At 43.1% G+C, this 18,001-nt stretch carries 19 protein-coding genes; 6 read left to right on the forward strand and 13 right to left on the reverse strand.

Features of this window, described 5'->3' with window-relative positions; all coding sequences use genetic code 11:
• Positions 1-63: 63 nt before the first annotated feature.
• The 6 genes from nrfF to nrfB form a co-directional block, all read right to left on the reverse strand.
• The gene (gene nrfF / locus L4C35_RS11025; protein ID WP_428462910.1) at positions 64-486 is read right to left on the reverse strand and encodes a heme lyase NrfEFG subunit NrfF; all 423 of its coding nucleotides are present in this window, start codon (positions 484-486) and stop codon (positions 64-66) included.
• 72 nt (positions 487-558) lie between these two features.
• Positions 559-1,167 carry a DsbE family thiol:disulfide interchange protein gene (locus L4C35_RS11030; protein WP_428462911.1) on the reverse strand — a complete coding sequence of 203 codons (609 nt, stop codon included), beginning with the start codon at positions 1,165-1,167 and terminating at the stop codon, positions 559-561.
• Positions 1,164-3,284 (reverse strand): heme lyase CcmF/NrfE family subunit, encoded by a 2,121-nt coding sequence (locus tag L4C35_RS11035; RefSeq protein ID WP_428462912.1) that lies wholly within the window; start codon positions 3,282-3,284, stop codon positions 1,164-1,166. The genes L4C35_RS11030 and L4C35_RS11035 overlap by 4 nt, the downstream gene beginning before the upstream one ends.
• Before the next feature lie 120 nt (positions 3,285-3,404).
• Positions 3,405-4,364 carry a cytochrome c nitrite reductase subunit NrfD gene (gene nrfD, locus L4C35_RS11040; RefSeq protein ID WP_428462913.1) on the reverse strand — a complete coding sequence of 320 codons (960 nt, stop codon included), beginning with the start codon at positions 4,362-4,364 and terminating at the stop codon, positions 3,405-3,407.
• Positions 4,361-5,050 (reverse strand): cytochrome c nitrite reductase Fe-S protein, encoded by a 690-nt coding sequence (nrfC, locus tag L4C35_RS11045; protein ID WP_048900763.1) that lies wholly within the window; start codon positions 5,048-5,050, stop codon positions 4,361-4,363. The genes nrfD and nrfC overlap by 4 nt, the downstream gene beginning before the upstream one ends.
• Positions 5,051-5,059: 9 nt before the next feature.
• Positions 5,060-5,674 (reverse strand): cytochrome c nitrite reductase pentaheme subunit, encoded by a 615-nt coding sequence (gene nrfB, locus L4C35_RS11050; RefSeq protein ID WP_428462914.1) that lies wholly within the window; start codon positions 5,672-5,674, stop codon positions 5,060-5,062.
• A 552-nt stretch (positions 5,675-6,226) separates the two neighbouring features.
• Between nrfB and nrfA the strand changes: the two genes are divergently transcribed.
• Both nrfA and L4C35_RS11060 read left to right on the forward strand, forming a co-directional pair.
• Positions 6,227-7,657, forward strand: coding sequence for an ammonia-forming nitrite reductase cytochrome c552 subunit (gene nrfA, locus L4C35_RS11055; RefSeq protein WP_428462915.1), 1,431 nt, complete (start codon positions 6,227-6,229; stop codon positions 7,655-7,657).
• 183 nt (positions 7,658-7,840) lie between these two features.
• Complete coding sequence (locus tag L4C35_RS11060) at positions 7,841-8,482, forward strand: DUF642 domain-containing protein (RefSeq protein WP_428462916.1); 642 nt, start codon at positions 7,841-7,843, stop codon at positions 8,480-8,482.
• A gap of 92 nt (positions 8,483-8,574) precedes the next feature.
• Here L4C35_RS11060 and L4C35_RS11065 read toward each other — a convergent pair whose 3' ends face one another.
• The 4 genes from L4C35_RS11065 to amrS all read right to left on the reverse strand — a co-directional run bounded on the left by L4C35_RS11065 (position 8,575) and on the right by amrS (position 11,826).
• Complete coding sequence (locus tag L4C35_RS11065; RefSeq protein ID WP_428462917.1) at positions 8,575-9,258, reverse strand: TPR domain-containing protein; 684 nt, start codon at positions 9,256-9,258, stop codon at positions 8,575-8,577.
• Between the two features lie 185 nt (positions 9,259-9,443).
• A complete protein-coding gene (locus L4C35_RS11070) occupies positions 9,444-10,142 on the reverse strand; it encodes an MOSC domain-containing protein (protein ID WP_428462918.1) in 699 nt (232 codons plus the stop codon).
• A gap of 101 nt (positions 10,143-10,243) precedes the next feature.
• Positions 10,244-10,570, reverse strand: a complete 327-nt coding sequence (locus L4C35_RS11075) for a glutaredoxin domain-containing protein (RefSeq protein ID WP_428463116.1) — start codon at positions 10,568-10,570, stop codon at positions 10,244-10,246.
• Between the two features lie 158 nt (positions 10,571-10,728).
• Positions 10,729-11,826, reverse strand: a complete 1,098-nt coding sequence (gene amrS / locus L4C35_RS11080; protein WP_428463117.1) for an AmmeMemoRadiSam system radical SAM enzyme — start codon at positions 11,824-11,826, stop codon at positions 10,729-10,731.
• 78 nt (positions 11,827-11,904) lie between these two features.
• On the opposite strand from amrS, the gene amrB reads away from it, so the two are divergent.
• The gene (amrB, locus tag L4C35_RS11085) at positions 11,905-12,753 is read left to right on the forward strand and encodes an AmmeMemoRadiSam system protein B (protein ID WP_428462919.1); all 849 of its coding nucleotides are present in this window, start codon (positions 11,905-11,907) and stop codon (positions 12,751-12,753) included.
• Positions 12,722-13,309: an AmmeMemoRadiSam system protein A gene (amrA, locus tag L4C35_RS11090; protein ID WP_428462920.1), complete on the forward strand. Its 588-nt coding sequence runs from the start codon at positions 12,722-12,724 to the stop codon at positions 13,307-13,309. The genes amrB and amrA overlap by 32 nt, the downstream gene beginning before the upstream one ends.
• Positions 13,310-13,401: 92 nt before the next feature.
• Here amrA and L4C35_RS11095 read toward each other — a convergent pair whose 3' ends face one another.
• From L4C35_RS11095 to L4C35_RS11105, 3 genes are all read right to left on the reverse strand, one after another.
• Positions 13,402-14,538, reverse strand: coding sequence for a DUF3541 domain-containing protein (locus L4C35_RS11095; RefSeq protein WP_428462921.1), 1,137 nt, complete (start codon positions 14,536-14,538; stop codon positions 13,402-13,404).
• An 85-nt stretch (positions 14,539-14,623) separates the two neighbouring features.
• Positions 14,624-15,703, reverse strand: a complete 1,080-nt coding sequence (locus L4C35_RS11100; protein WP_428463118.1) for an endonuclease/exonuclease/phosphatase family protein — start codon at positions 15,701-15,703, stop codon at positions 14,624-14,626.
• Positions 15,704-15,846: 143 nt separating this feature from the next.
• Entirely contained in the window at positions 15,847-16,332 is a 486-nt protein-coding gene (locus L4C35_RS11105) for a hypothetical protein (protein WP_428462922.1), read from the reverse strand.
• 312 nt (positions 16,333-16,644) lie between these two features.
• Here L4C35_RS11105 and mobB point away from each other — a divergent pair, with 312 nt between their 5' ends.
• Entirely contained in the window at positions 16,645-17,163 is a 519-nt protein-coding gene (mobB, locus tag L4C35_RS11110) for a molybdopterin-guanine dinucleotide biosynthesis protein B (protein WP_428462923.1), read from the forward strand.
• 359 nt (positions 17,164-17,522) lie between these two features.
• A complete protein-coding gene (locus L4C35_RS11115; RefSeq protein ID WP_428462924.1) occupies positions 17,523-17,669 on the forward strand; it encodes a hypothetical protein in 147 nt (48 codons plus the stop codon).
• Positions 17,670-18,001: the final 332 nt, after the last annotated feature.

Below are 18,001 nucleotides of genomic sequence, written 5' to 3' on the forward strand. Positions count from 1 at the left end.
CAAAAACCCGCATGATGAACGCCATCATGCGGGTTTTCTTTGAGTAAGCTATTACGACTATGCCTAGCGCTCAGCCTCATGATTAACCCTTGGCTTTGTCTGACGGGAAAAACTACGATAAATCCCCAATCCAAAGAGCACAATAAGCAGCAATGGTCCTAACCACAGCACGTAGGTATTTGGGGCAAACTTAGGTTTATACAAGACAAAATCACCAAAACGACTGGTCATAAACTCGATAATTTCTTGATCGGTTTTTCCTTTATCGACCATTTGATAAACCCTCAAACGGAGATCTTTCGCAACGGGGGAGTTCGATTCAATTAAGTTTTGATTTTGGCATTGTGGGCAACGGAGGGTTTTCGCCAACTCCATCGCTCGTTTCTGTTCATGACTCGATCGAAACGAAAAAGTTTCAACACTTTCCACCAAATGGCTATCAGCTGCAACAAACAGCTGTGGCTCAGCAAAACTCGCTGGTAACATTAAGCAAAACCAAGCAATTAACGCTATTTTAAAGCCTCGATGTATCTCTATTGAGCGTCTTCCCATCTACTTTTAACCTTGTTTTTGTTCAGGTGTTGCATGTCCAATTTCTGGTTGCTCTTCCGCTAACGTTTCCCGCATTAATACATCAATAACAGGCACAAACTGCTGTTGCCATATCGTGTCATCTAATGCTCCAACATAACGCTGACGAACTATGCCTTTAGAGTCAATAAGCATTGTCTCGGGGGTGCCGTACACGCCTAAATCCAGAGCCAATTTACCTTGAGGATCATAAATAACGGTATCATACGGGTTGCCATATTCAGCTAATGTTGCCAGTGCTGATGTACGTTTGTCTCGATAGTTTAACCCCACTAGCGCTACGCCTTGTTTTTGTAATTCGAGCAAAAAACCATGCTCTTCTTTACAAATACCACACCAAGACGCCCATACATTCAGTAACTGCACTTTCCCTTTGAGCAAAGATTCATCGACTGTAGGTACAGAAAAAGTCCCCTCACTAGATTCTCTCTCTAACAAATTAATCAGTGAAAAAGTAGGGACTGGCTGACCCGCCAACGGTGAGATCTCGACACTCACAGGCTTTTCTAGTGCATAGACCAAAACAATGCCCGCTAACACTACCCCTAACAGCGGTAAGAACCGTAATTTATTCATTTACCTTGCTTCCAAATAATTTGATTTTCAGGTAACTGAGAGATATCTATTTTACTCTGAGCAGGGACAGTTTTTTCCCTACCTTCCCACTTCGGCTCTTGCGCCGAGCGCTTATTATCGATTAACCGAGAGCGGCTAACCGCAATACGCGCCATAACAGAGAGCGCCCCGCCGAGCATCATCAAAATAGCCCCTATCCATAGCCAACGCACAAAAGGTTTGTATTGGATCCGCACTGCATAGTCCGTTGCATTAAGCTTTTCGCCTAACGTGATATAAATATCACCATCCCACCACCAACGAATACCCGGCTCACTCATATTCATAGTGCGTACCGTATAATGGCGACGCTGCGGTTGAATAAAGCCCATCCGTTGTTCTTTAGAAAAATGGCCCAGTTTAGTGACCATAATATTAGCTTGTTCAGCAGTATAATTGGCACCAACCAGTAGCTCAGTCTCGAGATAATCAAACTGAAACCCCTCCAGAATCACAGTATCACCCGGTCCCATTTTATTACTGACTTCATGGGAGTAGTTACTGACTAACGAGGCACCAATCACAGTCACCGCAACACCAAGATGTGCAATGAGCATCGCCAACTGACGTAAACGAGGGCGAGGTAAACCATCAAGGCTCTTTTCGGCAACCGTCTTTTCAACCTGTTTATTTACCGCATTTTTTTGATAAGACGGCAGTAAGATCAAAGATTGTAGAGCCGTCAGAATGATCCATAACGCACAAATTAACGCACCACAAACAACCAGGTTCACACCACGTTCGAATAACACAGATAGCACCACACCACCAATGATTGATGCAGATAACGGTGCCAGTAAACGGGTAATCAAAAAGTCTTCTGCACTCGCACGTAAGCGAACTAATACACCTAACCCCATGACAAAAAACGTCACCATACTCAGTGGTACAAACATGCTATTAAAATACGGGGCACCGACTGAAATACTGCCTAAGCCAAAGGCTTGAAATATCATCGGGTAGAAAGTCCCGAGCAAAACAGTCAAGGTTGCGACAGCCAATAAGCTATTACCGACTAGGAATGCAGCTTCACGGGATAACAGCTCAAAATTCATGGCTTGAAGATAACGTTCACAGCGCAAAGCGTACAAGGTCAGCGCCGAAATTAACATCACGGCAAGAATAGCCAACAACACTAGGCCACGCGTAGGATCCACGGCAAATGCATGAACAGATGTCAGCACGCCTGAACGCACAATAAAAGTGCCCAGCAAGCTTAATGAAAAGGTGAAGATAGCGAGTAATAAACTCCAACCCACTAATGACCGACGCTGAGCAGTCACAATCAAAGAGTGCAACAATGCCGTACCTGTTAGCCAAGGAAGTAAAGAAGCATTTTCCACAGGATCCCAAAACCACCAGCCGCCCCAGCCTAATTCATAGTATGCCCACCATGAACCGAGAGCGATACCACCCGTTAAAAACACCCAAGCCGATAATGTCCAACTACGACTGAGTTGCGCCCACTGCCATTGCGGCTTTTCGAATGTGAGAGCGGCAACGGCAAAAGCAAAACTGACAGCAAATCCGACATAGCCTAGGTACAACATAGGCGGGTGAAAAATCAGCCCGATATCTTGCAACATAGGGTTTAAATCCCGCCCTTCCATTGGCACAGGAAAAAGCCGCTCAAACGGGTTAGATGTTAGCAAAGTAAACAAGGTTAAGGTCGCAACTAAGGCCGCCAAAATAGCCAATACTCGCGTTATAAATTCTCGTTGTTCACGGTTGTTATGATAACAAGCCGCGACTAACGCAGCCCAGCCGCTTAATGAAAACACCCAGAATAAAAAAGACCCTTCATGACCGCCCCATACTGCGGCAATCTTGAAGAAAATAGGTAATTGTGTATTCGAGTGATGCGCAATATAGGCAACCGAAAAATCATCGGTTGCAAAGCCAATCGCAAGTAGCACAATCGAAGTGAGAATCGAGCCAAAAGCGCCATAACTTAATGGCCACACGTAGCGAGTAAGGTATGACGCTTTCATTTTCGCGGCAACAAAAGGCATCAAGGCTGCCAATAACGCAAAAGAAAAACCAAGAATTAATGCAAAGTGTCCAATTTCAGCCAGCATAAAGTGTCCGTTTTTTTACTTAAACAAACAGCAGCACTAACAGTCTTGATCCCAATATCAATCGCTATTAGCACTGCTGCTTTGATCTTACTGATAACCATCTCTACTAACAATAAGCTACTAGACGATGGTCATTTGTCCTGCATATAGCACAAAGGTACGCAGCATTAACACACCAAGCAAACTCAAGGTAGTCACTAACATAATAAAGGCTTTATTGTGTCTTACCCCCGAAGGACTCACTGCGTTCAAGCCAAGTGGCAATAGCATCCCCGCACCTATGACACCATACCAAAACCATGATGCCCAAAACCCGCCGCCAATTGCCGCTATGGCAGCCGCTTCTTTCTGACCACCACCGAAGTAAAGGCCACTAAAAAACGCAAACAGAACAAACAATTCAAACATAACCACAGGGCGCTCGAATTTATGTACCCATTTAACGCTTGGGCTAGTGACTGACTCTTTAAAGAACACAACCCCGAACATCAAACACGCCGCAGCGCCAGATGATAGGCTTGAGAACAAGAATAGAATCGGTAACACTGGGTTGTTCAACAATGGGAAGGTTTTTAACGCTGATAGTAAGAAGCCGGTATAAGCCGCTAACATCACAGCTAAGAAGCCAAGGAATAATTCAATCGCATTTTCATAGCGAGTGACGTATTGCATGACTTTGCCCACAATAGGTAAACGTCCATTCAGCAAGTTTAATAATTCATCTTTATAGATAGCCGCAATCCATGCGAACAAGACCACCATATAAACTTGGAATAAAATAACCCCCATCGACATGACCGATGTTGGATTATAGAAGATCATGATTTTCCAAAATGACCAAGGTTTGGTTAAGTGGAAAACTAAGATCAACAAACCCACAATTATGCCAAATGGCGCTAAAATTGCGGTTGCTTTAATAATGCCATTCGTCGATGGATGTCCCTGAATTACCTTACGTTTTAGGTAAATAGAGATCATGACTGCACCTGCTGACATACCTGCTAAAAACAGATAAATAGCAATAATCCAATCCCATACTAACGAATCAAAATAGAAGGCTTCTGCAAAGGCTGTACTCATCCTTTTATCTCCCCTTTTTGATGCGGCACTTTATACAACTGCGGTTTAGTACCGAGTTCTACTTTGTCGCGGTAGACAGTTTTTTGTGTGATTAATTTAGAAACATCACTTTGCGGATCGTTTAAGTCACCAAATGTCAGCGCCTTGGTAGGGCAAGACTCAACACAGGCTGGCTGCTTTCCTTCCGCTAGGTTGGTTTTACGACAAAAATCACACTTATCAGCTGATTTCGTCTCAGGGTTGAAGAATCGAACTTGATACGGACAAGCAGCAAGGCAATAACCACAGCCTACGCACTTAAACGCATCCACATCCACAATGCCTGTTTCTGGATCTTTAAACGCCGCACCAGTTGGACACACATACACGCAAGGTGCATTTTCACAATGCTGGCAAGAAACACGGGTAAATGTGTAATCAATATTGGGGTACTCGCCCTGTGGTTCGCTTCGCACAATTTTCAAGCGCGTCACGCCTTCAGGTACTTTATTAACCTCACGGCACGCTTCCGTACAGGCTGTACAACCAATACAAAGCGTTTCGTCATGTACCATGCCATAGCGTTTATCGCCATCCTCCATGGTTGCCGCTAGCGTTTTACGGCTAAGTACCGCTTGCCCTGCAACACCCGTCGTAAAGATAACGGCACCTGCACCAGCCAGGAAATTACGTCTTGTACACGTCATAGTATTCTCCTATTTGGCTGCTTTAGCTTTAGTCTGATCAGCATGACAATCAACACACATCTTAATCTTGGAAGATTGAGTAATGCCTTTCATGGGATCAACTGTTGGGTGGATGTTATGGCAAGACGCACAAGACAGATCGAGCGCATGCACATCATGCGTCCAATTCACCTCACGAAGATCATCAGGCTCATGACAATTGGTACAAGTTTCATTTTGCTTTTTGATCCATAGCGGATCCGCAGCAATTTTTTGTGTACCAGCGACAGATTGAGATGGCGCGAATTTAGTGACTTGCGTGGCACCGTCACGATGGTTTTCACCAACATTACTATGACAGTCTACACAGCCCACTTCACGACCTGTTTGCGAATGAATTGCATCGGCATGAGCACCAAGCAATGCATCTTTGGTGTCTTTATGACACTGCGTACAAGCGTAATCGCGATCCCTTATAAATGTTACGACATGCTGTTTCGCGGAGTCAGAAGTAAGATGAGGAACGTTAGCTGTTGTGGCATCTTGTTTTTCTGAATCGGCGGCAACATTGAGGGAGAAGCCAGCAATACCAATCACAACTAATAAGGTCATGAATGTACTGACGGCCATTTTATAAATGCCCATTGTTCACCTTTTTTATTCCATTTTTGTTTGCTGCTTACAAACAATCGGTGCTTACTGTTACTTATTATTTAACTGGCAGATAAGTACGTTTAAATATGAACAAAACATATATATCCATTCCAATTGGAATCCATTCTCATTTACAACAAACATTAGCCACAACGCTTAACATTGCCATTAAACTATAAGGCATAAGTTAAAAACTTGATCTCCCTTTTAAATAACCATTAAGTAGCATTGAATATGAACTTTTAATGATTGAGATCAAATATAAAAACAGCCTAATTGCATGAATTAGAAAGGAATATCTAAAACTGCTAACACTAAAGTATCAGAGGTTATGTAAATACCCCTTTGGGGCTATAAGTAAGTATTTACTGGTGAACTCACACCGATGAAATCACATTGTTGATCCAAAGCAAGTCGCCATTAACTTTTAATAACATCCTTACATTTTTTGTTATTATTCATATTGGAACTCCAACTTTATTTGCATATTAGCCGCATTCACAACGCTTGGCTTTTTTTACAATAAAATCTGGAGTAATAACCGTGAGTAAAAAATGGACGCTAAATAGTGCCGTTACGGCAGCCATATTGTCAGCGTTTTGCTTTACAGGGAGTGCGCTGGCTTCCACTGAAACCGAACAAAAACAACAAATAGAGCCACGAAATCAAGTTTTTGCAGACGCTCATGCTGAACAGTATAAGAGCTGGGAAGCAACAAAAAACAGTGAAGAAATCACTGATGCCCTAAAAGAAGATCCTAATATGGTTGTTCTTTGGGCGGGCTATGGCTTCGCAAAAGACTACAACAAAGCGCGTGGCCACTATTACGCTGTAACTGATGTTCGCGAAACCCTACGTACAGGTGGACCAAAAGACGAGAACTCAGGCCCTATGCCGATGGCATGTTGGAGCTGTAAAAGCCCTGACGTTGCTCGTGTGATCGATGATCGTGGTGAAGATGGCTACTTTGCGGGCAAATGGGCTCGTTTAGGCAGTGAAATCAACAATTCTATTGGTTGCTCTGATTGTCATGACACCAATAGTGAAGACTTCGCACAAGGCAAACCTGCTCTAAAACTTTCTCGTCCTTATGCTGAACGTGCCATGGAAACCATAGGTATGAAGTTTGAAGATCAATCACGCTTTGATCAACAAGCTCAAACTTGTGGCCAGTGTCATGTGGAGTACTACTTCACAGGCCCGAACAAAAGTGTGAAATTCCCATGGGATAAAGGCACCTCTGTTGATGAAATGGAAGTGTACTACGACGGTATCGACTTTAAAGATTGGACGCATGGCGTTTCTAAAGCCCCAATGCTAAAAGCACAACACCCAGGCTACGAGACATGGCGTGAAGGTATTCACGGCAAAAACAATGTTGCGTGTGTGGACTGTCACATGCCTAAAGTGCAAAACGAAGATGGCAAAGTATATACCGATCATAAGATTGGCAACCCATTCGATCGTTTTGAAGACACTTGTGCACAATGTCATACTCAAACCAAGGAAGCGTTGCAAGGTATTGTTTCTACACGTAAAGCAAGTGTCCTTGAGCTAAAACTAACCGCTGAAAAGCAAATTGTTGCGGCACACTTTGAAGCAAAAGCGGCATGGGATGCAGGTGCAACAGAGCAAGAAATGGCACCAATCCTTCGTGATATTCGCCATGCGCAATGGCGTTGGGATTACGCAATTGCTTCACACGGTGTACACATGCATGCACCAGAAGTTGCCCTACGTATTCTAGGTACTGCAATTGATCGTGCGACCGATGCCCGTACCAAAGTTGTACGCTTACTGGCAACGAAAGGAATTACTGAAGAAATCCAAATCCCTGACATATCAACCAAAGAGAAAGCCCAACAAGCACTTGGCATGGATATGGATGGTATGAATGCGGAAAAAGAAAACTTCTTGAAAACCGTCGTACCTGAGTGGGATAAACAAGCAGAAGCGCGTGAAGCTAAATACTAATTTAGTAACACAATATCCGCTGTAATCATTGAAAATCGGCACTTTTAAGTGCCGATTTTTTTATCTCTACTGCGTATTGGCAATAACTTGTACTTTTTCACTCCCTATACAACAATTAAACAAATTGCACAGCAACCACTCGCTGTAAACTTGGTTGTTTTCTTATTTCAGGGAGAGAACACTATGGCGCTATTCAGATTACTCCGTATTAGCCTTTCTTTTTTCATCATTGCCTTTGCATTAACCAGCCATGCCAACCTCATTACGAATGGCGGCTTTGAAGACATAGATGTTCCTAATAACAGCTGGCGTTTTTTCGCTCAAGGCACGCCAAGCCTCGGGTGGCAAGGGTCTAACGTTGAGATATGGGATTCATTATTTGGTTTTGAAGCGTCAGAAGGTGATCAATACGCAGAGCTGAATGCCCACCCAAATCAAGGTATATTTTCAATTAATCAAACCTTTGATACTGTCACTGGGGGGATCTACAATTTATCGTTTGATTACTCTGCACGACGCAATAATCGCAATGAGCAGTTTGAAGTCAGTGCAGGGGATTTTACTCAAATTTTCTCTAGCAACGTTCGCTTTAACTGGAATGATTTTGCCACTGAATTTACAGCGTTAGACAATGAAACAACCCTTACCTTTACTTCCCTAAATAGAGGGACTTTGGGGAACCTACTGGACAATGTGGTTGTCACAACATCTCGTCTACCTATTCCTGAACCCGACTTAATCTTTCCATTACTCTTGCTTATCGCCTTTATCGTCCTTCGTTTTCAGTATCACAGGGCGCGTAAGTCGCATCGTTTAAATTCGTAACAATCAATAACGAATACATGCAACAACGCCTGTCATTAACAGGCGTTTTGGTTGAAGTACAATTCTAAAGCTAGATAAATAACTAAAGAGCCCTACATCATTTTCTTCGCACGATTGATCGCGGTAATTAATGCGACTCTGTCTGCATCAGGGTGTTCGCTATCAAGAATTTGTACCCAAGTATCTATCGCTTTCTGATAACGAGCAGACATAAAATACTCTGATCCTAATAGGGTTAGCGCGGGAAAGTTATCCGTATCTAGCATCAGTGCGCGATCTAATAAGTTTTGGATTTCTGGAGTTAAACGCTGACCATTTTCATAATAGTGTGCAGTTGCTAGGGCCGAGTAAATATTCGCTTGAGGATCAGGGGTTAATCGTCTTGAATAATCAAAGGCGATACTGGCTTCTTCAAATAAATTTACATACATGTAAGCATTACCTAGCGCATACCAAAGCTCACCATTTTGCTTATCTAGCACAATCTTGTCTTGAATTGCTTTGATCCGCTGTTGATTTATTTCATCAGCAGATAACCCCGCTAAATCATCGATTGGGTTCACCACTACAGCCGCTTTATCACTGTAATTCGGTGTTCCTAAAAAGGCATAGCCTGCTATAGAAACAGAGGCAATACATAGGCCAAAGAGTAATGGCGCTGTACGCGAACCCGATGGCTGAGTACGGGTATGCCACCAAACTAGCGTAATTATAACGATCATCATGACGATACAAATCGTTCCCCAAACCTCGACGCCACTTCCTTGTCCCAACATGTAGTATCACCTACTTTCAATATTATAAATAAGGTATATCACAGGCACATTAGAGCTATGCGAATGTGGATCAATTGATAAAAATAAAGGCAGCATTATGGCTACCTTTACTCCTTATTTGTGAAGATGATCTGCAAATACACTGCGTTGAGACTAATATAAATTCAGGTTCTAAACGTTAAGCATTAACAGCGCAGTTCACCGAATAATCGATAATCCCATACTTCAACTTCACCTGTTTCTAAGCGTTTTTCAGCGGTATCACGCCATTTTTGCGTTAACTTCTGACAGCCGATAATCTGAGCTAACCCTTCTTTATTAAGAGGGTCATTAAAAAAGTAGTCTCCCACTTGCTTAATCGTTAATGCTGATTCATCGCGTGATAGCAAAACCAGATCATCATCATGGCTGACATAACCCGTTTGAATAACGCGGTACAACCAACCACAATAACTCAATTGCTGCATTTGCTCTGACACACCTTCCGCATTCCAGCGAACATTCAATTTGTAACATGGCGAACGCGGTTGGCTTACTTCAATAATCGCTTCACCCCACTGATAACGATCGCCAACACACACTGTGTCTTCTGTCATACCTAAGGTGCTGATATTCTCGCCCATACCCGGCGCTTGCCAGCCACGATCAGGGTATTGTGTTTGCCAGTATGTATAATGTTCTGCGGGGTATTGGTGAAGTGCTCGCTCTACACCGCCATGGTGCTTAGGATCACCACATTCATCCCCCTGCAAGCCAATTTCAGACAGAAATAGACGTTCAACAGCTTGTTGTTTATCTAGCGCAGACTCAAAGCCAAAGGTGGCATTTATTTTACCTACAGACACCTGCTGTACTTTAATCGACTGACCCTGATTAGCTGCCATGTATTTTTCCTTTGTCTTCGATGCTTATGTGCTTTTTGAATCTAGGTGTTTTCTACCAATACAAAAAAGGCCCCGATGAGGAGCCTTTATCTGACTAAGCCTTACAGCTCAAAGTCACTCATATCAGCTTCTGCTGCATCATCTTGGCGCGCCAAGAAAGCAACAAGGTCATCGTGACCACCGATGTATTTACCATCCAGAATAATTTGAGGCACAGTACGCACCGTTGTGTTTGCGACTTGCTCAATAAACGCAATCATTTCAGGCTTCTCAAGATCCTGACCAAGTACCAATGTTGTGTACTCGGTACCACGGTCATCAAGCAGGTCTTTCGCTTTTACACAAAACGGGCAGCGTGGTTGAGTGATCACAAGATTAGTAAAACCAGATAATTGTTCGATAGTCATTGATGATGTTGATTCTGACATAGTATTACGCTCTGCTGTGGTAACAGTCTTCTGTTGAGGCTGACTGACATATTGATAAGTTACGTAAGATAAAGCAAAGCATAAGATGAGTAAAACATTACGCACTGAAAATAAGCGCGTTGTAATGGCTGACATGTATGTCTCCGACAAAAACAGGGTTATTCGCCAATTCTAATCGGTATTCTACGGCGACCAAAGCGCTTTTTGCTTGACGTGAAACGTCCAACAATTTCACCACCGCAATATAAACACTTTCCGTCTGCTGAAAGCTGATAGTCACCTAACTGATACCAATCTCTTTCAATCACCCGCTGGTGACAATGAGGGCAATACGTACTGGCGCCTTTTGCGTCATGTACATTGCCGACATAGACATAGTGCAAGCCCTGTTTAATGGCTATATCTCTAGCTCTTAATAAGGTTGCAGGCGGTGTTCGAGGTTTGTCAGTCATTTTAAAGTCAGGATGAAAAGCACTAAAGTGAATGGGAACATCTGCGCCTAAATTATCGTATATCCACCGCGACATCGCTTCTATTTCCGCTACGCTGTCATTTTCACCGGGTATCAACAAGGTAGTAGTTTCAAACCAAACCTTAGTCTCATTTTTAAGGTATAACAGTGTATCGAGTACAGGCGCTAATTGGCCTAGACATACTTTGCGGTAAAAGCGCTCAGTGAAGGCTTTTAAATCAATGTTCGCCGCATTCATATACTCAAAGAAGTCGCTACGTGGCAAAGGGTTCACATAACCAGCACTTACCGCCACACTATTGATACCAAGCTCACGACACGCAATGGCTGTATCACGGGCATATTCTAGAAAGATCACAGGATCGTTATACGTAAAGGCAATACTCTCGCATTGATGAAACTGCGCAGCCTTCGCTATCTGTTCAGGCATGGCTTGCGAACCTAAAGTATCGATTTGACGTGATTTACTGATGCTCCAATTTTGGCAAAATTTACACCCTAAATTACAGCCAGCTGTACCAAAAGAGAGTACAGAGCTCCCTGGGTAGAAATGATTTAACGGTTTCTTTTCAATAGGATCGATACAAAACCCACTCGAACGCCCATAGCTGGTTAACACTATTTCACCTTGATATGCCGCACGCACAAAACACGCGCCGCGCTTACCTTCGCGCAACTGGCAAAAGCGTGGGCACAAGTCGCACTGAATACGGCCATCATCCAATTGATGCCAATATTGAGTACGAACGAATTGAGGGGGCGTAGTTAAAGTGGGATTTCTCATCACAATAAACACATCTTGTTGGCTTATAAGGAGTTTTTATACCTATACTTACTATAGCTCTTTAAAGGATACATGCTTATGAATATTCGCCACCCCGCTGTTGCTGGGCGGTTTTATGACAAATCACCAACCCAGCTTAAAACACAGCTGGAAGCTTGGTTATTGCCGGTGCAATCCTCTGAAAATCCCCCTTTAGTCAACACACTTTCAGACAAGCTAGCCCCGTCTCACATACCCTCAGCAGGGACAATACGTGCACTGATTGTTCCACATGCAGGCTATGTTTATTCAGGGCACGTAGCTGCACAAGCTTACCAAGCACTACGAGATGCCGCAGATACCATTAAGCATGTGATTTTAATTGGGCCAAGCCATCGGTATTTTTTTCAAGGCTGCGCGCTCCCAACAGCAGAGCAGTTTTCTACCCCACTTGGCAATGTCACATTAAATACACAAACTATTGCTACCCTAAGTGAGATAGAAGATTTTGAACTCTCAGAGCAAGCCCATGCGTTAGAGCATAGCCTAGAAGTACAACTACCCTTTCTTCAAACAGTACTGAATGATTTCAGTCTATTACCCATATTAACGAGTAATGTATCACCCGCTAAATTAGCCAAACTAATCGATCCTCTATGGCAATCAGATGACACTTTATTAGTCGTCAGCAGTGATTTAAGCCACTTTCATCCGTACCACAAAGCGCAGCGCATAGATCGGAATACTTGCCATCTTATCGAGCACTTTGAGCCGGCATTGACACCCGAGCAAGCGTGCGGTTCGACAGGGATCAACACATTATTATTGTTGGCGAAACAGCGAGGATACCAACTCACACGATTAGCATTAAACAATTCTGGCGATACTGCTGGAGATAAGGAGAAAGTCGTTGGATATGTCAGCTACCTCATATCAAACACTGAATAAAGGGGAATTAACCCAACTGTTAGACATTGCTCGCGAAGCGATTCGTGGTCACTTTTCATCAGGGTTACCTAAATCACCTGAATACAGTTTATACGGGCGGAAACTACTTGCACCAGCGGCGTGTTTTGTGACGCTTGAAGTCAATGGTCAATTACAAGGCTGTTTAGGCTCGACTGCCGCGCATTCGCCTTTAGTACTAGAAGTGCATAACAAAGCGCGCGCAAGTGCGTACCAAGATCGTCGCTTCATGCCATTAACTGAAGATCAACTGGGCCAATTAACCATCGAGATCTCAGTTTTGTCGACACCTGAAGCCATCAGTATTGGTTCCGAGCAAGAGCTCATCGATTTCTTGGCACAAAATAAACTTGGCGTCATTCTAAGTGACAATCACAAACAGGCTCTGTTCTTGCCACAAGTGTGGAAAAAACTTAAATCGCCAACAAATTTTGTTAAACAGCTGAAATTAAAAGCTGGCTGGAATGCAGGTTACTGGTCAAACAGCATGACGGTCAAAGTGTTTGATGTCACTAGTATCAAAGGGAAGTATTATTGATTCGATAAGCTTTATGTATACGGATCACCATATAAGAAGAGAGCGCTTTACTAGCGCTCTCTTTTCAATCTAAGCAATAGCAATTAATTTACTTATTTATGGCTTTTAGGCTCTAACCCATAAGGCACAGAGCTAAATATCTTAGGCTGATTATTGACCGTTGGCGCAACGTGCGGCTGTTGCCAATCCAATAACATAATGGCTAATACGTTGCGGTGTTCGCCGTGAACTAATCCAAAATCACCATCAACCGATGGCACCATACCTTTTTCTTTATTAATGGCAGATTGAATGGCTTGGCGCATCGCAAGTACAACAGGGTCTCCGTCTTTGCCTGCCAATAAGAAGTTAATACCAACTTCGGCTAATACATCTTCTTTAGAGCGCTTTAAAATAGTATCGACATTTTTACGGTAATAATCGTAAATCCATTGGAAATCACTTTCGTTAATTGGATGCTGATAATATTCACTGGCGGCAAAAATAATATGGGTCATGCCGTAAATCTTATTCATGTACTGCTGATCGGTCAGTGTACTGTCTAAGCTATCTGGATAGGCCTGTTTAAACGCCACAATAAAATCATCAACCACATCCTGTTCACCCAATTGACGTAACCAATAAACTTGGTTGGCAAGCTGGGCCGCCCACGCGTGGATCATCTCGGTCTCTGTCGCGTATTTTTTGAAATCGTATCGACGAATGATTTCTCGGAGCTTTTGATCTTCTTTATGTTGTAAACCATATTCGTTGGCACGCGCCATAGACCCTAGTAATCCAACACCAAGGTAAATATATTCGGGCATTTTCTTGGTTGCGGCGTAACGACGCTGACTACGCTCATCTTTATCACCAATATACTCAGCAAGGCGTTTTTGCGAATACGTGGCGATCTGTTCAGGCGTATTTAGCTCATAAGCGACAGTATTAAGCTTACTGGCTACTCGCGCCATATCTGCCCATATTGCAGATTGATATTTGGGATCGAGCGTTTGACGATACATACGCAAACCATAATGCCCCATTTTAAAGGCAGGTAAGGTATAGAGTTGAGGTTCATAAGTATCACGGATCAACTGAGCATCTTGCTGAAAGCTAACAGCTTGGCTACCAATTGCTTGCTGTGACGTTTCTTGTTTTGTAAGCGCCAGCTCTGCATTGGCGGTATAAGCAAATAAGCAGCTACTAATTGCTATCGCTGACGCTATGTATTTCAAACCGAATTTCATGTATATCCCTCACTTTAAGAGCGGTTTACCGCTTAAGCTACCAGCAAGATTAACCTTTCAAGTCACATTTGTGTCAATATTCAGCTTAAAGGCTAATATCCACCCAGATTAAACGGTGATCCGATCCCGCTTGTGCACGTTCGCGGCCTTTACTATCAACCACCAATGGGCGCATAGGATCTTTTCGATCTGGCCAGAATACGCCACTTTTTACGACCTTAAGATCATGTGACGGCAATACATAATCTAAGCGTAAGCCTGACAAATGTGTCCATTCTGACGCCCGACCAATGCGTGGTTGCCAAACTCGAGCAAATCGACCTCCCACACTTTTCGGTGTTTGCCTACCACAGCTGACTGAGCGATTGATTCGAACATGATGAAGTAACTGTTTTATTGCACTTTTACTGCCATCACCGTCGACAGGATCAGCATTTAAATCCCCCATCACAATAAACGAATCAGTTGGCGCTAATCCCGCTTGAACACCTTTGTCATCATAGAGGTAATCAGCATTATCGATAATATCAACTAGCAAACGAAGCTCGTCATGATTGCGGCGTAAATTGCGTTTTTCCTCACCGTCAAAAACAGGTGGTGTTGGATGACAACACAATAATTTAAGAGTCCGCTCACCGACAATCACAGGGAGGGATATATGATTTTTAGAGGATAAGCGAAACACCTTTTGTGCCTCGGCACCGTAATAACCACGAGGCATTTGATTGTTTGGCATATCTCGCCATAAAAAACGCTGCCAGCTACGTAACTGGCTCTCATCGATAGGGTAACGCGATAAGATCACAAACCCATAATGACCATGATGCTCACCAAAGCCATAACCGTCTTCAGGCAAAGTACATTTTCCATCCCCATTAAAATCAACGCCACTCAATAAGCCAGTATTGGTCGGTGGTAAATAACGGAAAGCATATTCAATGGGCGTCGTCATTTCACCTAAACGACTTTGTTGGGCAACAGCAAGATAGTGAGAACAAAAACGATCGAGTGCACCATCATCGCCACCTTCACCTAAGTGATCAAATTCGCAAAGTAAAAGTATATCTGGTCGCACATGCTGGATAATTGCAGCTAATTTTTGAAATCGTTCAGTATCAGGATGAGATGTCTGTGCCAAAACTTGTCCAGCCGTAGCGTGAGACATAGCAACATTAAATAAAGCGACACGTAAAGAAGAAGGCAAAGTGAAGGTTCCAGCAATGAAGATGAACGCATTATAGCGCTCATCTTGCTGATTTTTATAATGGTATTACAACGATACGATAAGGAATGGGTGAGTAGATAAAATTAATCAACCAATTGCGAAATCGCTAAGCGGATCTGGTGGGCATCATCCATTGCTCTGTGTTTAGTTGGTCCTTGCGCTTCAAGTGCTAATTGAAAGCTTGCCCGTTCAATGCCGTTTTCTTGCTGTAGCCAATGGCCTACTTCGGTTAATGTAAAAGATGGGCGCATATGCGCGGCATGATAGAGGCGACCAAGCCAAAATAAATCCCATTGGCTATCGCAAAATACAAACTCGAACTTCCCTAATACTTTATTAAGGTGCTGGCACACTTCTACGACTTGTTCACCTTTTAACTCAATTTCACGACGAGACAGGTGGTGGATATGGGTTTCAGCATAATCATCCCAGTAGTGCCAAACATCACTCGATGAGAGTGGGTTTATCAGTAAACTTTCTCCTGAACCGTCAGGTAATGAGTAACCGACTTCAATTGGATAGGATTGATCAGACAAGCCCGAGGCTTCAAAATCTAACGTTGCCCACATTACACGCTCCCTGCTATATGAGAAGGTTGTGCTGTTGCATGCGAAACATCCGTTATCTCGGCATACCACAACATTGTGTTGAATCGGGTATCGGGTACTACACCTTATTCATCCTGCTACCCTGTTGTTCTTCAACCTAGGATCCAACGAGAAAATCCTCGTTATCTATAACTAAATGTAGACTTTATCTTAGTTACCTGAGCAATTTATTCCTTAAAACTCGATATTAAGACAAAAACTGTTGCGAGCCATAGAAATAGAACCTTTCACTGGATTACACTCAAGCAAATTGAAAAAACAGAATGATTTCCTATGACTCCGACTCTTGGTTTTGCTGGCTATAGCGGTTCAGGTAAAACAACATTACTTGAAAAATTAATCCCTTTATTACGCGCACAAAACCTGCGTATCGGGCTACTAAAACACAGCCACCACGATATCGAACCCGACAAACCAGGAAAAGACAGTTATCGACTACGTCATGCAGGATGCCAGCAAACCTTACTCGCGACGCGAAAACGCCACATGCTGTATTTTGAATACCCTGATGAAGATCGTGACGAACCGAAACTCGAGCATTGTTTAGCACAACTGGATCATTCAAAGCTCGATTTAGTACTTGTCGAGGGCTTTCGCGATCAGCCTATTCCCAAAATTGAAATCCACCGCCCTGACTATGGAAAACCATTTTTGCATACTCAGGATAAACACATTATTGCGATTGCTAGTGATGCTTCAATCAATCCAACACAGGATCTACTCCCCCTGCTCAACCTTAACGATGCTGAGGAAATTGCAAACTTTGTGATGCGATGGCTAAAAGATCAATAACCTTTACAATTCAGGTTACCGAGCAGTAGAAATTACTTAGCACAAAGTATGGGCTGATACAGGAATATTACGCATAAACACAGCGTGCTCATGGCATAAATACGCACGCTTCTACCTACGCAATGACATACCTTCCTCCGCCCCCTCATTCAAGGCTGAAAATGTAGACATAAATCACACTATTGTGTAATCTTCGCGCTTATTTTTTGCTTCTCATCACCATTGAAAGCAGTTTTTTGTGAGCTACGCCCTTAAGCTCATCCCAAAAATATATTTGTGAGGCTGATGTTTTTTTCACCAAGCCATCACAAAATAAAGACATAACAACGAATAACCGATACAAGAAGAGAATACGAGCCATGCTTATTTTCACCCAGTTCCACCATGATATCGACACTTGCGCCCACAATGAAACGACGGCTCAAATGTCAGAAATGGAAATCGCACGACAAGCGCTGGTTAAAAGTCAGCAACTATCTGGTGGCATCGAGTTGATTGAAGACTAATCTAACAACCAAAGCCACTAGAACATATTAAGGCGCTTTAGCTGTTTACAACAAAGCGCCATCGTCTTCCGACGATTCCATCACGCTAAATGAGGCAATACATTCGAAATGTTGCTCATTTTTTACTACCTTCCGGCAAAATGATTCACCATCAAACAACAAGCATTGTTCACTCGTGCATCGCAAAGCAACCACTTGCCATTAACACCCAAAGCCCCATCCTTACTGACCTCAGGGCTGACTTTACTCTTTGCAAATGGAATCCTCGTTTCACAATTCGCTTTTTGACACTGTTTTTTATAAAATGATTCAATATTAACTATGGTGACACG

The sequence above is a fragment of the Photobacterium kagoshimensis genome, from assembly GCF_050337045.1.
Taxonomy (GTDB): domain Bacteria; phylum Pseudomonadota; class Gammaproteobacteria; order Enterobacterales; family Vibrionaceae; genus Photobacterium; species Photobacterium kagoshimensis.

What these genes read in the sequence shown, in the direction of transcription:
- nrfF (WP_428462910.1), bottom strand. Translation starts at nt 486, where the DNA reads ATGTTACCAGCGAGTTTTGCTGAGCCACAGCTGTTTGTTGCAGCTGAT.
- L4C35_RS11030 (WP_428462911.1), bottom strand. Translation starts at nt 1,167, where the DNA reads ATGAATAAATTACGGTTCTTACCGCTGTTAGGGGTAGTGTTAGCGGGC.
- L4C35_RS11035 (WP_428462912.1), bottom strand. Translation starts at nt 3,284, where the DNA reads ATGCTGGCTGAAATTGGACACTTTGCATTAATTCTTGGTTTTTCTTTT.
- nrfD (WP_428462913.1), bottom strand. Translation starts at nt 4,364, where the DNA reads ATGAGTACAGCCTTTGCAGAAGCCTTCTATTTTGATTCGTTAGTATGG.
- nrfC (WP_048900763.1), bottom strand. Translation starts at nt 5,050, where the DNA reads ATGACGTGTACAAGACGTAATTTCCTGGCTGGTGCAGGTGCCGTTATC.
- nrfB (WP_428462914.1), bottom strand. Translation starts at nt 5,674, where the DNA reads ATGGGCATTTATAAAATGGCCGTCAGTACATTCATGACCTTATTAGTT.
- L4C35_RS11060 (WP_428462916.1), top strand. Translation starts at nt 7,841, where the DNA reads ATGGCGCTATTCAGATTACTCCGTATTAGCCTTTCTTTTTTCATCATT.
- L4C35_RS11065 (WP_428462917.1), bottom strand. Translation starts at nt 9,258, where the DNA reads ATGTTGGGACAAGGAAGTGGCGTCGAGGTTTGGGGAACGATTTGTATC.
- L4C35_RS11070 (WP_428462918.1), bottom strand. Translation starts at nt 10,142, where the DNA reads ATGGCAGCTAATCAGGGTCAGTCGATTAAAGTACAGCAGGTGTCTGTA.
- L4C35_RS11075 (WP_428463116.1), bottom strand. Translation starts at nt 10,570, where the DNA reads ATGTCAGAATCAACATCATCAATGACTATCGAACAATTATCTGGTTTT.
- amrS (WP_428463117.1), bottom strand. Translation starts at nt 11,826, where the DNA reads ATGAGAAATCCCACTTTAACTACGCCCCCTCAATTCGTTCGTACTCAA.
- amrB (WP_428462919.1), top strand. Translation starts at nt 11,905, where the DNA reads ATGAATATTCGCCACCCCGCTGTTGCTGGGCGGTTTTATGACAAATCA.
- amrA (WP_428462920.1), top strand. Translation starts at nt 12,722, where the DNA reads ATGTCAGCTACCTCATATCAAACACTGAATAAAGGGGAATTAACCCAA.
- L4C35_RS11095 (WP_428462921.1), bottom strand. Translation starts at nt 14,538, where the DNA reads ATGAAATTCGGTTTGAAATACATAGCGTCAGCGATAGCAATTAGTAGC.
- L4C35_RS11100 (WP_428463118.1), bottom strand. Translation starts at nt 15,703, where the DNA reads ATGTCTCACGCTACGGCTGGACAAGTTTTGGCACAGACATCTCATCCT.
- L4C35_RS11105 (WP_428462922.1), bottom strand. Translation starts at nt 16,332, where the DNA reads ATGTGGGCAACGTTAGATTTTGAAGCCTCGGGCTTGTCTGATCAATCC.
- mobB (WP_428462923.1), top strand. Translation starts at nt 16,645, where the DNA reads ATGACTCCGACTCTTGGTTTTGCTGGCTATAGCGGTTCAGGTAAAACA.
- L4C35_RS11115 (WP_428462924.1), top strand. Translation starts at nt 17,523, where the DNA reads ATGCTTATTTTCACCCAGTTCCACCATGATATCGACACTTGCGCCCAC.